The organism is Gemelliphila sp. 1F1 (assembly GCF_056897515.1).
Genome location: NZ_JBXHBE010000001.1, coordinates 415433 through 430215 on the forward strand (window position 1 = coordinate 415433; position 14783 = coordinate 430215).

Annotated in this window: 14 protein-coding genes and 1 tRNA gene; 2 read left to right on the top strand and 13 right to left on the bottom strand. The window is 28.5% G+C overall.

Features of this window, described 5'->3' with window-relative positions:
• Positions 1 to 69: 69 nt before the first annotated feature.
• The gene (locus AC1XWJ_RS01965; RefSeq protein ID WP_483334184.1) at positions 70 to 315 is read right to left on the bottom strand and encodes a type B 50S ribosomal protein L31; all 246 of its coding nucleotides are present in this window, start codon (positions 313 to 315) and stop codon (positions 70 to 72) included.
• Positions 316 to 679: 364 nt separating this feature from the next.
• Between AC1XWJ_RS01965 and rpsP the strand changes: the two genes are divergently transcribed.
• Positions 680 to 952: a 30S ribosomal protein S16 gene (gene rpsP / locus AC1XWJ_RS01970; protein WP_021752330.1), complete on the top strand. Its 273-nt coding sequence runs from the start codon at positions 680 to 682 to the stop codon at positions 950 to 952.
• A 48-nt stretch (positions 953 to 1000) separates the two neighbouring features.
• Here rpsP and AC1XWJ_RS01975 read toward each other — a convergent pair whose 3' ends face one another.
• The 12 genes from AC1XWJ_RS01975 to typA all read right to left on the bottom strand — a co-directional run bounded on the left by AC1XWJ_RS01975 (position 1001) and on the right by typA (position 13113).
• Positions 1001 to 1870, bottom strand: a complete 870-nt coding sequence (locus AC1XWJ_RS01975; protein WP_483334185.1) for a hypothetical protein — start codon at positions 1868 to 1870, stop codon at positions 1001 to 1003.
• Positions 1871 to 1932: 62 nt separating this feature from the next.
• Positions 1933 to 2006: transfer RNA gene (locus tag AC1XWJ_RS01980), tRNA-Arg, on the bottom strand.
• A gap of 120 nt (positions 2007 to 2126) precedes the next feature.
• Positions 2127 to 2399 carry a 30S ribosomal protein S15 gene (rpsO, locus tag AC1XWJ_RS01985; RefSeq protein ID WP_483334187.1) on the bottom strand — a complete coding sequence of 91 codons (273 nt, stop codon included), beginning with the start codon at positions 2397 to 2399 and terminating at the stop codon, positions 2127 to 2129.
• Positions 2400 to 2516: 117 nt separating this feature from the next.
• Complete coding sequence (locus tag AC1XWJ_RS01990) at positions 2517 to 3455, bottom strand: bifunctional riboflavin kinase/FAD synthetase (protein ID WP_483334188.1); 939 nt, start codon at positions 3453 to 3455, stop codon at positions 2517 to 2519.
• 18 nt (positions 3456 to 3473) lie between these two features.
• Positions 3474 to 4391, bottom strand: a complete 918-nt coding sequence (truB, locus tag AC1XWJ_RS01995) for a tRNA pseudouridine(55) synthase TruB (protein WP_483334189.1) — start codon at positions 4389 to 4391, stop codon at positions 3474 to 3476.
• Complete coding sequence (locus AC1XWJ_RS02000) at positions 4384 to 4836, bottom strand: Fur family transcriptional regulator (protein WP_483334190.1); 453 nt, start codon at positions 4834 to 4836, stop codon at positions 4384 to 4386. Before AC1XWJ_RS02000 ends, truB begins: the two co-directional genes overlap by 8 nt.
• Positions 4837 to 4854: 18 nt before the next feature.
• Positions 4855 to 5733 carry a deoxyribonuclease IV gene (locus AC1XWJ_RS02005; protein WP_483334191.1) on the bottom strand — a complete coding sequence of 293 codons (879 nt, stop codon included), beginning with the start codon at positions 5731 to 5733 and terminating at the stop codon, positions 4855 to 4857.
• Complete coding sequence (locus tag AC1XWJ_RS02010; RefSeq protein WP_483334193.1) at positions 5733 to 7064, bottom strand: DEAD/DEAH box helicase; 1332 nt, start codon at positions 7062 to 7064, stop codon at positions 5733 to 5735. The genes AC1XWJ_RS02005 and AC1XWJ_RS02010 overlap by 1 nt, the downstream gene beginning before the upstream one ends.
• 159 nt (positions 7065 to 7223) lie before the next feature.
• Positions 7224 to 8963: an ABC transporter ATP-binding protein gene (locus AC1XWJ_RS02015; protein WP_483334194.1), complete on the bottom strand. Its 1740-nt coding sequence runs from the start codon at positions 8961 to 8963 to the stop codon at positions 7224 to 7226.
• Positions 8963 to 10678 carry an ABC transporter ATP-binding protein gene (locus AC1XWJ_RS02020; protein WP_483334196.1) on the bottom strand — a complete coding sequence of 572 codons (1716 nt, stop codon included), beginning with the start codon at positions 10676 to 10678 and terminating at the stop codon, positions 8963 to 8965. Before AC1XWJ_RS02020 ends, AC1XWJ_RS02015 begins: the two co-directional genes overlap by 1 nt.
• 8 nt (positions 10679 to 10686) lie before the next feature.
• The gene (locus tag AC1XWJ_RS02025) at positions 10687 to 11133 is read right to left on the bottom strand and encodes a MarR family transcriptional regulator (protein WP_483334197.1); all 447 of its coding nucleotides are present in this window, start codon (positions 11131 to 11133) and stop codon (positions 10687 to 10689) included.
• A 138-nt stretch (positions 11134 to 11271) separates the two neighbouring features.
• A complete protein-coding gene (typA, locus tag AC1XWJ_RS02030) occupies positions 11272 to 13113 on the bottom strand; it encodes a translational GTPase TypA (protein WP_483334199.1) in 1842 nt (613 codons plus the stop codon).
• Between the two features lie 256 nt (positions 13114 to 13369).
• Here typA and AC1XWJ_RS02035 point away from each other — a divergent pair, with 256 nt between their 5' ends.
• Entirely contained in the window at positions 13370 to 14731 is a 1362-nt protein-coding gene (locus AC1XWJ_RS02035; protein WP_483334200.1) for an NAD(P)/FAD-dependent oxidoreductase, read from the top strand.
• The last annotated feature ends 52 nt before the right edge of the window (positions 14732 to 14783 follow it).

Here is a 14783-nt window from a genome sequence, read left to right on the forward strand (position 1 = left end):
AATAAATACATTTCTATTTATAATAATAGAATAAAAACAGACAACTCAAAAGTGTCTGTTTTTAAAATTTTACTTGATTCCGTATTTTTTGTTGAAACGTTCAACACGTCCATCTGCTTGTGCAAATCTTTGACGTCCTGTGTAAAATGGGTGTGTATCTGAACTAATTTCCACTTTTAATAATGGATACTCATTTCCATCTTCCCATACAATTGTTTCTTTAACTGGTTTTGTAGAACCACTTAAAAACTTAAAACCACTAGTAGTATCCATAAATACAACTTTACGGTAATCTGGGTGTATTCCTTGTTTCATTTTTATTCTCTCCTTCTGCCCTGAACATTTATATATATGAACAGAGTTATTTTAAGTGATTAAATCACATACCTAAATATTATAATTAATTATGAAAAAAAAATCAAGTATTATTTAAAAATAATATATATTTTTTGTCAATTATATTTATTTACTTAAATGAAATTATAAGTTTTATCAATAGTCATCACTGTCAACAAAAAAAGTTGACACTTTTTCTAAAAATCTATTGACTTTCATTATTTATAGTGTTAGAATAATTACTAGCTTAAAACTTAGCTTATTTATTCAACTTTTCATTAAATACTCATAAACACACAAAATAGATACACAATAAAAGTTGAAATATTAAAGGAGAACAAAAATGGCAGTAAAAATCCGTTTAAAAAGATTAGGTGCTAAGAAATCACCTTTCTACCGTATCGTTGTTGCTGATTCAAGATCACCACGTGACGGACGTTCAATCGAAACTATTGGAACTTATAACGCAGTTAAAGATCCAGCAGAAGTTAAAATTGATGAAGAATTAGCTTTAAAATGGTTAGGAAATGGTGCTCAACCATCTGATACTGTAAGAAGCTTATTATCAAAAGAAGGAATAATGAAAAAATTCCACGAATCTAAATTAAACAAATAAGAATAAAAACACTTTAATGAATTAAATTCATTAAAGTGTTTTCTTACTTTAAGGAGTAGTATTATTAGAATTTGTTCCTGCATTCCCTTGACTATTAGGAACTCTTTGTTGTCTAGTTGATTGATTAACAGTTCCATTATTAGGTGCAACATATTGTGGCGTAGAAGATTGTACTGACTGAGATGGAGTATTTTGATTATCTACACCTCCGTTATTTATTGATTGAGCTTGTCCTTCATCCAAGTTTTTTTCTGAAATAACTAATCTATCTTCATCTGAAGAGAACACTGTTACATCTGGAGATAAATTCAATAAAGGTATTATTTTTCCTTCTAATAATTTTTCTACATTATTTACGTTATTATTTTGAGCTATACTAGCAAGTAATTGATCTTTTTCACTTTGAGTTAAATTACTACTATTTATCTTATCTCTGTAATAATCAATTTTTTGTTCCTTCAAACTAGTTACTAATACATACCCTTTATTACTATTATAAGTAAATTCTGCTTCTTCTACTAATCTATATTCATTAACTACTGTATTATTATTTCTAATACTTTGACTAGTTAATTTTCTATCAAGTGGTATCTCTATTATTTTTTCTGCATTAGATGCAAATTTTTCAAGATAAACTTCTGCTAATTTACTATCTTTAACCCCTGACTCTAATACAACATCTATCAATTCTCTGTTGGAAACATTTTTAATTGTTACTACAAGTTTATTATTTATTATTTCTGTTTTAATATCAATATTTTTTTTACTTTCAACATCTGTTTCTTTAGCTGTATTATTTCTAACAACTATATTATTACTAGCTTTCAATAACTGTTCATTATTATAATAAAGTGAGCCGGCTATTACAGCAAGTGATAGTACTGAAACCCCAATTCCTATTTTATTAACAGTATTCATTTAATATCTATTCCCCCTAACTAAAAAAGAAACCAAGAGAAGTAGCTCTCTTGGTTTTATGACGTCCCGAAAGGGATTCGAACCCCCGACCGACGGCTTAGAAGGCCGTTGCTCTATCCTGCTGAGCTATCGAGACATAAAATTAATAAGTACTTGTCTTAAGCACTATAATAGTATACCTTTTTTTATAAAGGTTGTCAATAGTTTTTTTCAAAAAATAGCAGAAGATTATATCAGAATCTTCTGCGGTTAAAAATTATCTTCTCAATCCTAATGACTTAATTAAATCACGATATCTTTGGATATCTTTTCTTATTAAATAATCTAATAAGTGACGACGACGGAATACTTTTTTTAATAATCCACGACGCCCTGCGTGATCTTTCTTATGTACTTCTAAATGTTGTGTTAAAGCTTCAATTTCTGCTGTTAACACTGCTATTTGTACTTCTGGTGAACCTGTATCTGATTCATGAGTACGGTACTTAGCGATAATTTCATTTTTTCTTTCTTTACTAATTGCTGCCATATGGCACCTCCATAAAAAATTTTTCCCCTTAATCTTAGTGTAAAATTTGGAGTATTTCTACACCAGGAATAAGGAACTTTTATAATTCTACACTATTTTATTGTTTTTTGCAATATGCTAAAATATATTTTTTAAATTTTCTTTATTTGCAACTATTCTATCTTTTTCTAATTGTAATTTTAATTCTTCTAAATTGTTAAATTTTTGTTCAGATCTTATAAATTTATAAAATTCTAATTCAATAAATTCTCCATATATATCTTTATCAAAATCTAATATATGAGTTTCTATAAAAATTTTATTTTCATCAGATACTGTAGGATTTTTACCTATATTAGTAATTCCTTTATAATATTTTCCTAAAACTCTCACTCTAGTAATATAAACTCCTAATTTTTCTGGAACAACACAGTTATCTACTAAAGATATATTTGCAGTAGGAAAATTAATAGTTCTTCCTAGCTGTCTACCCTTTATTACTTCTCCAGATAATTTATAAGGTCTTCCTACAAAATCATAGTAAGATTGTAAATCACCACTTATTATCAATTCTCTAATTTTTGTTGTAGATATTTTTTCACCATTTAACAATTTCTTATCTAAGATATGTACATTTATTTTATTATTACTATATTCTTGAATAAATTTAGGACTACCCTTACCTTTGTAGCCAAAAGAATAATCATAACCACAATAAACTTCGTCAATATTTAATTTTAACAAAACTTCATCTACAAACTGTTCTTTTGTTAAATTTCTAAAAAAATCATTAAATTCTATTATGTATAACTCATCTAAGCCCAGTTCTGACAAAATTTGTAATTTTATATGCTCGGGTGTTATTAAGTTTAATTTTGTTTTAGTAAAATATTCTTTAGGACTCTTATCAAATGTAATAAGGGTAGCAACTTTATTATTCTCTCTAGCATTTTTTATAGTATTCATTATTATTTCTTTGTGTGCTAGATGAATACCATCAAAAAAACCTAAAGCTACTACTCTTCTTTTTTTATCTTTATTTATATCTTCTAAATTAGAAATTTTAAAAAAATCCATAAGTTTACCTTCTATACTTTATTCTATTTCTTTCGGAAAGGTTGTTTTTACTGTTAATAGCTCATCTTCGGGATTTTTCAATATATAAACTGCTATTGCTTCTTTATTATAAGTAAAAACTACTCCTTCACTAAAATTCAAATTAGGAAATTGGTCTTTTCTAAATCTTAATCCATTCATTATTTGCTTCGCTCTAAATTTGGGAACTTCGTAACTAACAAATTTTTCTAAGGCGTATTCTTTCGCTAATATTTTTGTCGTAATTTCTGAACCTAGTTTTTCTATTTCTTCTAAGGTTACTGTATCGTTAATCGTTATTTTTCCACTTAATGTGCGAGTTAATTTACTCATACAACTAGGAACACCTAATAACTCCCCTATTTGCGTAGCCAATGTTCTTATATATGTTCCTTTACCACATTTAATATCAATCGTGAAATATATTTTTCCATTTTTTTTGTATAAGCTATTATCTACAATTTCTATATTATATATGTCAACTTCTCTAGTAGGAATTTCTACGTCAAAATTACCTGCTCTAGCATATTCATAAAGTTTTTTGCCATTAACTTTTATTGCAGAATATATAGGAGGTGTTTGAACTATTTTTCCTATTAAATTATCACAAGCTTTTTGTACTTCAATTAATGATATGTCTTCTATATTTATTTCTTCTAGAATATCACCACTTAAATCTTCAGTTGTAGTTTTTATCCCTAAACAAACTTCCGCTCTGTATACTTTTCCTAGATCCATAGCATAATTACTAACTTTTGTGCTATCTCCTAGTAGAACTAGTAACACTCCATCAACATCAGGATCTAATGTCCCTGCATGCCCAACCTTTTTCATATTCAAAATTTTTCTAAGTTTAAAAACTACATCATGACTGGTCATACCTCTATCTTTATAAACAGGCAAAATACCATTATACATTTGCTTTCTCTTCTTTCAAACAATTTGGACATAGGCCATAAACTTCAAATTTATGACTATCTATTCTATAATCTTTTAAATCTTCAATATTTAATTGCTTACACAAATCAATGTTTATAATTTTGGCTTTACCACATTTCAAGCAAATATGATGATGGTGATGATGGTTTACATCTATGCAAGCTACTTTAAAAAATCGTTCGCCATTCATTTCTGTTAACTCCAAAATGCCTAAGTCTACATAAGTGCTTAGATTTCTATAAATAGTATCAAAGCTCAAACCAGGATACTCATCCCACAAAACTTCTGAAACGTATTTTGCATTTATATATCTATCTTCTTCTACTAATAATTGTATCATCGCTTTTCTTTTATCAGTATATTTATAACCATTTTCTTTTAAAATAGCCATTAACTTAGTCACTTTTTTCTCTACATCATTCATATACCATCATCCTTTTTACTATATTTTTTTAAAATCTACAAATTTTTGATTACGTAGCATCTCAATTTCATATTTATAAGGAGCAAATTCTTTATTTTCGCCATACCAAGGTGTTTCTAAAATTTTAGGAATATTCGCAAATTGATCTAAATGTACAATTCTATTTATAGCTTCAAAACCTATTCCACCATATCCTATATTTTCGTGACGGTCTTTATGTGCACCTAAAAAATTTTTACTATCATTAACATGTAAAACTTGTATTCTATCCAAACCTATTAACTTATCGAAATCAGTAAGAACTCCGTCTAAATTATTCACAATATCATAACCCGCTTCAAAAAAGTGGCAAGTATCAAAAGTAACCGTTAGTTTGTCATTATGAACAACACCATCTATAATTGTAGCTATCTCTTCAAAAGTTTTGCCACATTCGCTTCCTTTACCAGCCATTACTTCAAGGGAAATATTTGTCGTCATATCAGGTCTTATTACAGTATTTAATCCCTTAATAATACTAGCAAGTCCCTTATCTACTCCTGCTTGAACATGTGATCCAGGATGAAGCACCATATTTTTAGCTCCTACTCTCTCTGTTCTTTCTATCTCTAAAGTTAAAAAATTAACTGCAAGTTCATAAGTTTCGGGCTTAATAGTATTCCCTAAATTAATGATATAAGGAGCATGGACAACTATATCAGAAATATTATTGTCTTTCATTATTTTTTTTGCTTCTTCTATTCTTAATTCTTCTATCGGTTTTCTTCTTGTGTTTTGTGGTGCTCCTGTATATATCATAAAAGTATCACTTCCATAGCTTACTGCTTCTTTTACTGATCCTATCATCATTTCTTTACCAGACATCGAAACATGAGAACCTATTTTTAAATTTTTCATTATTTACCTCTATTCATTCTATTTTGACGCTTTGCAAATTTTCTTCTTTCTTTTTGCTTTAATTTATCCATTTTGTATTTATGCTTTTTCTTATAGCCAGGTTTTACTTTTTTACTAGATTTTACTTTAGATTTTAATTTGTTAGTTAAATTATGATCTGCTACTATTTTTTGTCGATTTTGACGTTGATTTCTATCTTTTATTACAACAAATTCTCCATCTTTTATATCTTTATGTTCAAAGACAATACCACGATTTTCTAATTCTTGTAGCTTACTCTCATCTTTACTAGTATAGATAGTTATACATTCTCCTTTAAGTCCTGCTCTTCCTGTTCTCCCTGCTCTATGTATGAAGAAGTCTAAATCACTCGGGATATTATAATTTATTATATGACTTACTCCCTCAATATCAATTCCTCTACTCATTAAATCACTAGCAACAACGTATGTAAAATCAAGATTATTTATTCTCTTCTGCATTTGTTTTCTTTCACGTGGGCTTAAATCTCCATGTAATACTCCTACATTTAATCCACGTGATATTAAATAGCTACTTATTTCTTCTACTTCTGTTTTTTTGTTAGCAAAAATAATAGCTAAATAAGGGTTGATTACATTAGTTATTTCATATAACTTCTCTAATCTATTTGAACTTTTTATAGACAATAAAATATAGTTGATTTTTCCAGTATTAGCATTATCAACTTCAATATACTGTGCATTCTTTACATATTTTTTTAAGAATTGTGTCATTTGTTCAGGAATTGTTGCAGAAAATACCAAAAATTGACAATTTTTGGAAGCTCTAGTTGCTATTTTATCTATATCTGGCATAAATCCTAAATCTATCATCATATCGCATTCATCTACTACTATAGTTTCTACTTCTTTAATTGACAGGACGCTTGCTTTGTCTAACTCTAATATTCTTGTTGGTGTTCCTATAATAATATGAGGCGCATTAGATACTCTTTCGATATCTCTATTAAGATCTTGACCACCTATAAATAGTGATATTTTAATTTCTTTTTTAGAGAATTTGGCAATATGTACTGCCATATCAAACAATTGTCTTGATAATTCTCTTGTCGGCGCCATAATAATACTTTGTGTTTTTTTATTTTCTATGTTTAATTTACTAAATATAGGGAATAAAAAAGAATGACTTTTTCCACTACCTGTTTGTGATTTTGCTACAACACTTTTATACTTTAACACCGGTGAAAAAACTCGTTCTTGTATTTTCGTAGGATTTTTAAAACCTAAATCTACTACTGCATCATTTACAAATTTTTCAAACTTAAATTGTTCAAAAGACTTCGATAACATTTTTATTTCTCCGTTCTATTTTTTCAAATCATTGTTAATTATACTATAAATTATATTTTTTTTCTATTTTTTAATATATATTTATAAATTTACAAGATTATTTAAAATAAAAAGAAGATAGAATATAATTCTTTCTTCTCTTCTTCATTAATTAAACGATTAAGAATTGTACTGAGCAGTATATAAATCATAATAAAATCCTTTTTGAGCTAATAATTCTTTATGATTACCTTCTTCTAACAATTCACCATCTTTAATTACTATAATTTTATCAGCATTTTCGATTGTTGATAACCTATGCGCAATAACTATACTAGTTTTCTCTGACATTATTTGATCCATTGCTTTTTGGATAGTTTTTTCGGTTTTATTATCAATATTTGATGTTGCTTCATCTAAAATATAAATATCCGGATTGCCTACTAAAGCTCTAGCAATTGTCAATAATTGTTTTTGTCCAGCAGAGATATTATCCATCTCTTCATTCAAAATCGTATTATAACCTTGGACTGTTTGCCTAATAAATGTATCCGCTCCAGCTCTTACAGCCGCTTTATACACATCTTCTTCACTAGCATTATCATTACCATATTTCAAATTATCCATAATTGTTCCATTAAACAACCACGTTTCTTGAAGAACCATTCCCATACGTCTTCTAACTGTTTCTTTCTTATACTCAGTAATATTTGTTCCGTCAAGTTTTATTTGACCACTTGTTGCATCATAAAATCTCATTAGTAAGTTTATAAATGTTGTTTTTCCACTTCCTGTTGGTCCAACTATTGCCACAGTTTCTCCAGGATTAATATTGAAAGAAATATTTTTTAAAATAGTTTTAGTTGAATCATATCCAAAAAATAGATTTTCAATTTCTAACTTACCTTGAACTTCTTTAAGTTCTAAAGTTTCACTATTGTCCTCTTCTTCGTTATCTAAAACTTCAAAAACTCTGTCACTTGCAGCTATTGTAGACTGTAAAAGCGATGAAATATTTGCTAAGTTACCTATAGGCTGCCCTAATTGTTTTGTATATTGAATCATTGATTGTACATATCCCACTTCCAAACGTCCATTTAATACTTGAATAAATCCTATTACTGTAATTATTACATAAGTTACATTGTTAATAAATAGAGATGTTGGAAAAATACTTGCTGATATTTTTTCGGCTTTTATTGCCTCTTTACACAGATTATCGTTTAGTTTCTTAAAGTCCTCTAAAGTTTCTTTCTTTCTATCAAATGTATTAACTACTTCATATCCTGTAAAATACTCTTCTACATAAGAGTTAACATCTCCTAATGCATTTTGTTTTGCTCTATACAATGGCTGCGCTTTTCTCGCTCTTTTTACTGATACAAATATAGTTATAGGAATACTTGCTAATATAACAAAAGATAAATCTACACTAACTGTGAACATAACTACTACAATTGAGATTATAGTGAACAATGATTGCAAAAATTGATTAATAATTTGTCCCAAATTATTACCTATTACCGTAATATCGTTCGTAATTTTACTCATTATTTGACCAGTTTCATTTTGGTCATAATAAGATATTGGTAATTTTTCAAATTTTTCACGCAAATCTTTACGCAAACTATAAACTACATCGCGCGTTAATTTAGCTGCTAAATACTGCATTACATAAGTAAAAATCATAGATATAATATAAAGTATTATTAAAATTTTAATTATTGGGTAAAGAGCACTTAATTCAATCTTGCCATTTGCTATAAAATTATTTATTATTATAGTGGTTGCTTGACCATAATATTTAGGCATAAAGGCACTACAGATAACTGAAATTAAGGTAGCCACAATAGCTATTGTTATTGAAAATTTATATTTAGATAAATATTTTAATAATCTAAATGATGATTTATTATTCATTACATTTCTACCTCCTCTACCTGTGCGAATATTTCTTTATATATATCATTTCGTTCTAAGAGATCTTTGTGAGTTCCTTGATCTATTAAAACTCCTTCTTGCATAAGCAACACTTTATCTGCCCCTATTAAAGATGATTGGCGCTGAGATATTATTATCTTAATACTATTTTTTTTGTATTTATTTAAATTATCTCTTATCTGACTTTCCGTTTTATAATCTAATGCTGAAAAGCTATCATCAAATATATAAACATCTGCTTCTTTTACTAAAGAGCGAGCCATACACAATCTTTGTTTTTGTCCACCAGAAAAATTTTCTCCATTTTTTTCTACTTTCGCATCCAAAAATCCATCTAATTTCTCTACAAATTCATAAGCTCCTGCTTGCTTTAATGCGTTAATAATTTCTTCATCAGTAGCATCAATTTTACCTATCAGCATATTACTTCTTACAGTACCTTTAAACAATTTTTTTATTTGAGGTACGTAGCTTATTCTCGATTTGTAACTTGATATATCAAAATTATCTACATTTTCACCATTTATTAAAATTTTCCCATCAGTCTCTCTATTTAATCTTACTAAGTTATTAACTATAGTTGTTTTACCACTACCAGTTGCACCTGTAATAGCTAATGTTTCCCCTTTATTTACAGTAAAAGATACTTTTCTAATCAAAGGATATTCTGCATCATCTAAAGTATAAGTAACTTTATTAAATTCAACACTATTTATATTGGTTAAAATTTTTGAAGATTCTACATCTTTATTAACTATTTCTTGGCTAAACATTTCATCAATTCTACGTTTTGCCATTAAAGCTTGAGGAATCATTGACATAATAAATGACATCATAATAAGTGCAATTATTACTTGCATACCGTATTGTTGTAATGATATTAGATATTCGATGTCTAGGCTACCTTTATTAATTAAGTACGCCCCTAAAAACAAAACTGCTAAATTTGAAAGATTAGATATTACTGGAATAAATGTAGGGAAAAATGCTATATACTTATTTGCTTGAAATAGACTATTAGCAAATTGTGTATTAGCTTCGTCAAATTTTTGTGTCTCTGTTTTTTCTTTATTGAATGCTCTTATTACTCTAATACCTGTTATAAATTCGCGAACTAATTTATTAATTTTATCAGTATACTCTCTTTGTAATTTAAAATATGGATTAGCAAAAAATATAATTATAGCTGTCATAATAGCTATAATAGGAATAAGTGATAGAAATATAAAAGAAATATTTGCATTTATTCTTATAGCCATAAATGTAGCACCTATTAATGTTATTGGTGCAGATGCAAGAATATATAGAGCCATCGTCATAACATTTGATATTTGATCTATATCATTCGTTACACGTGTAATATACGATGATGTACCGTATTTTTGGATATCTACTGAAGAAAATTTTTGAAATTTTTTATACAATTCATATCTCACATCTTTTGCATAATTAAATGTAATTTTCGTCATAAATCTTATCCCTACTAAAGAACAAGTAAAAATAATTATAGATATAATAAACATATATATTCCATTATTATAGACACTGCTTTTATTTCCAGATAAAATGCCATCTTTTAGTATTTGAGCAACTAATTCAGGCATTACTAGATTTAATATTACTTGTAATCCTATAATTAACATATAAATAAAAATATATTTAAAATATGGTTTAAATAATTTGTTACTATTCATTTGTCCTCCTAAATTTTTATTGTTATACTTTCTTTACTACTTAAATTCTCATTAAATTTCATCAAAACATCCAAACAATAATAAAACTCTAAATCATTATCAATAGCTGATAATAAAAATTTCTCACTTTCTTCACAAAAAATATTATATATTTTTATAGCTTTTTTTGTTGGAATTAATATAGATATTCTTTTATCTACTTTTGAATTTTTTCTTATAATTAGTTCTTTTGTTTCTAATTTATTAAGAACTTGAACAACTGAAGATACTTTTACTTTAAAAATATCTTGTAAGGTTTTTACATTTACTTCATTTTCATTATTAAATATTTCTACAATACATAACAGTGTTATAACTTCTTTATGAGATAAGTCATCAATTTTTATTTTTTCTACAAGTAAACTTCTTAGTTTTCCTGTAGTCATCCCTATTTTTTTATATAATTTATTATTCATTTTTATTCCTCTTTATAATTTATAGATAGGCTACCTATCTATTATAATTACTACTCTTTTCTTTGTCAACAATATTTTGAAAAGAAAATCTTATTAAATTTGAATATAGACAAATTTAATAAGATTTAGATTTATATATTATTCTTCTGCATATTTAGCTTTTCTAGCCATTCTTTCTCGTGCTGATTTATCAAGCTCTTTTTTACGAAGTCTTATCGATTCTGGTGTAACTTCTAGATATTCATCATCATTTAAATATTCAAGACTTTCTTCTAATGTCATAATTTTAGCTTTTTTCAGTGTAACTGTCTGATCTTTTGTTGAAGATCTAACGTTAGTTTGAGCTTTTGCTTTTGTTATATTAACCGTTAAGTCATTTTCTCTATTATTTTCTCCAACTATCATTCCACCATAAACTTCTGTTCCTGGCTCTATAAATACAATTCCTCTATCCTCTAAACTAGAAATAGAATAAGCAGTTGATTGTCCATTTTCAAGGGCAACTAACACTCCATTACGACGTCCTCCTACACGACCTTTTTGCATAGGTTGATAAGAATCAAAAGTATGGTTTAAAATTCCATAACCTTTTGTCATTGACATAAATTCTGTTCTATATCCAATAAGACCTCTTGCTGGTACATTGAATATTAATCTAGTTTGTCCATTACCATCTGCTTGCATATCAATCATATCTCCTTTGCGTTGCCCAAGAGATTCTATAACAGCACCCACAGATTCATCTGGAGTATCTATTTGAACTCTTTCTACTGGTTCACAATCAACTCCATCTATATTACGAATAATAACCTCTGGCTTAGATACTTGCAACTCATAACCTTCTCGTCTCATATTTTCTATAAGAATAGATAAATGAAGCTCCCCGCGTCCACTTACTATCCACGAATCACTACTAGCTTGTTCCACTCTTAACGACACATCTGTTTCTAATTGTTGCATCAAACGATCTTCTATCTTACTTGCTGTTACAAATTTACCTTCTTTACCTGCAAAAGGAGAATTGTTAACTAAAAATGTCATTTGTAGTGTTGGCTCATCTATATGTAAAACAGGAAGTGCTTCTTGATGATCAGTTGGTGTTACGGTTTCTCCAACATTTATATCGTCCATTCCGCTAACTGCAACAATATCTCCTGCCTTAGCTTCTTGTATTTCTTCTCTTTTTAGACCAAAATAACCGAATATTTTAGTTACTCTAAAGTTTTTAGCAGTACCATCTAACTTAATTAAACTTACAGAGTCTCCTACTTTCATACTTCCTCTAAATACTCTTCCTATTCCTATGCGTCCTACATAGTCATTGTAATCTAATAACGCGGTTTGGAATTGCAATGGCTCATCACTATTATCTATTGGTGCTGGCACATATTTTAAAATAGTATCATATAAGCATTTCATATTTTCATCTTGTTTAAGTGGATCGCTATCTAGTGAAGCAGTTCCATTTATTGCAGATGCATATACCACTGGAAATTCTAATTGATCTTCATCTGCTCCTAACTCAATAAATAAATCCAATACTTCATCAACTACTTCTTCAGGTCTTGCAGAATCTTTATCAATTTTATTAACTACTACTATTGGCTTTAATTGCTGTTCTAATGCTTTCTTTAATACAAATCTAGTTTGAGGCATAGTACCTTCATAAGCATCAACTACTAGTAACACACCATCAACCATTTTCATAATACGTTCAACTTCTCCACCGAAATCAGCGTGTCCTGGAGTGTCCAAAATATTTATTCGTTTCCCTGCATAATCTATAGCTGTATTTTTAGCTAAAATTGTTATTCCTCGTTCTCTTTCTAAATCATTTGAGTCCATTGCTCGCTCTTCTACGTGCTCATTTGACCTAAATATACCAGATTGCTTTAATAGCTCATCAACTAATGTAGTCTTACCATGGTCAACGTGAGCAATAATAGCAATATTTCTAATATCATCTCTAAATTTCATCATATATCTCCTTATAAAAACTATATTATCTAAAAAATCTAACTTATAAATAATACCACTAATAAAACAAATTGTAAACTTCAAAACAACGAAATGAAACAAATTTCTTACGCCAAGTTAAATAATCATTTAAAATATATTGTAATTAATTAAAAATATAGCTACGTATAAACCTTCTTAATGAGCTTCTATTAAGTTATTTTTAATTGTGATATGATATAATAATATTCTATAAACTAAAAAGTTAGGAGAATTCAATATGAAATATATAGTTGTAGGAACATCTCACTTTGGATACGAGGCTGTTCAAACAATACTAAAAAATCAGCCAGATGCTGAAATTCACTTATATGAAAGAGGAAGCACCGCTTCATTTATGGGATGAGGTAGTCAATCTTATTTAGATGGTACATCTAAAAAACTATCAGAACTTCACTTTGCCAATGAAGAATCATATAAAAATCAAGGAATTAACATCCATGTTAATAGCAATGTTATAGGATTAGATACCGAAAATAAATTTGTAATAGTCCAAACTGAAGATGGTAAAACTAAAGAATATTATGACAAATTATTACTAAGTCCAGGGGGAGCCGCTATTAAGCCTCCATTTGAAGGAATAGATTTAGAAAATATCCATACCTTTAGGGGGCCAGAGGACACACAAAATGTATATAATCTTATGAAAAAAGGTAACAAAGCTATCGTTGTTGGTGGTGGTTATATCGGAATTGAAGTTGCAGAATCGTATGCCAAAGCAGGCATGGATGTTACTATAATTGACTTAGCTCCATCAATATTAAATACATATCTTGACGAAGAATTAACGAATATTCTTATGGAAGAAGGACAGAAAAATAATGTAACTTTCCGTGGTACAGAAAAAGTTGTCTCTTTCCAAGGAATTGATGGGAAGGTTAGCTCTGTTGTTACCGATAAAGGAGAATATGAAGCTGATGTTGTAGTTTTGGCTATTGGAGTTAAAAGCGACGCTACTTGGCTAAAAAATTCTCTAGAAATTAATGAACGTGGTTTCGTAATTACTGACGAATATCTACAAACATCTGCAAAAGATGTATATGCTGGAGGAGATGCTACATTTATCCCATATGCACCTACAGAAACTAAAATCCCTATTGCTTTAGCTACTTTAGCAAGAAGACAGGGTGTTGTTGCAGCTCTAAATGCTATGGGAATACCTACTAAAATGCCAGAAATGAATGGAACTTCTGCTTTATCTTTCTTTGACTACAAATTTGTAAGCACAGGACTTTCAAATAATAGTAGCAAAATGTATGAAGGAAATGTTAAATCAGTATATGTAGAAGAAAAACTTTATCCAGACTTTATGCGTAAAAAAGATAATCTAGTAAGAATGAAAATATACTTCGATAATGATACCAAGCGAATACTAGGCGCTCAGTTAATGTCAAAATATGATATAAGCTCAGCAATTGCGGCTATATCTATTGCAATATCTGCCAAATGGACACTTGAACAATTAGCACTAGCTGATATTTTCTTCCAACCTGAATTTGATAGACCTTGGCATTTCTTAAATGTTTTAGCTATGGCTGCTCTTGACTACAAACTGGGTGGAGCAGATAAACTATTATTCTAAAAAATAATATAAAATAAAAAACCTTGAATAATCAAGGTTTTTTATTTTCGCT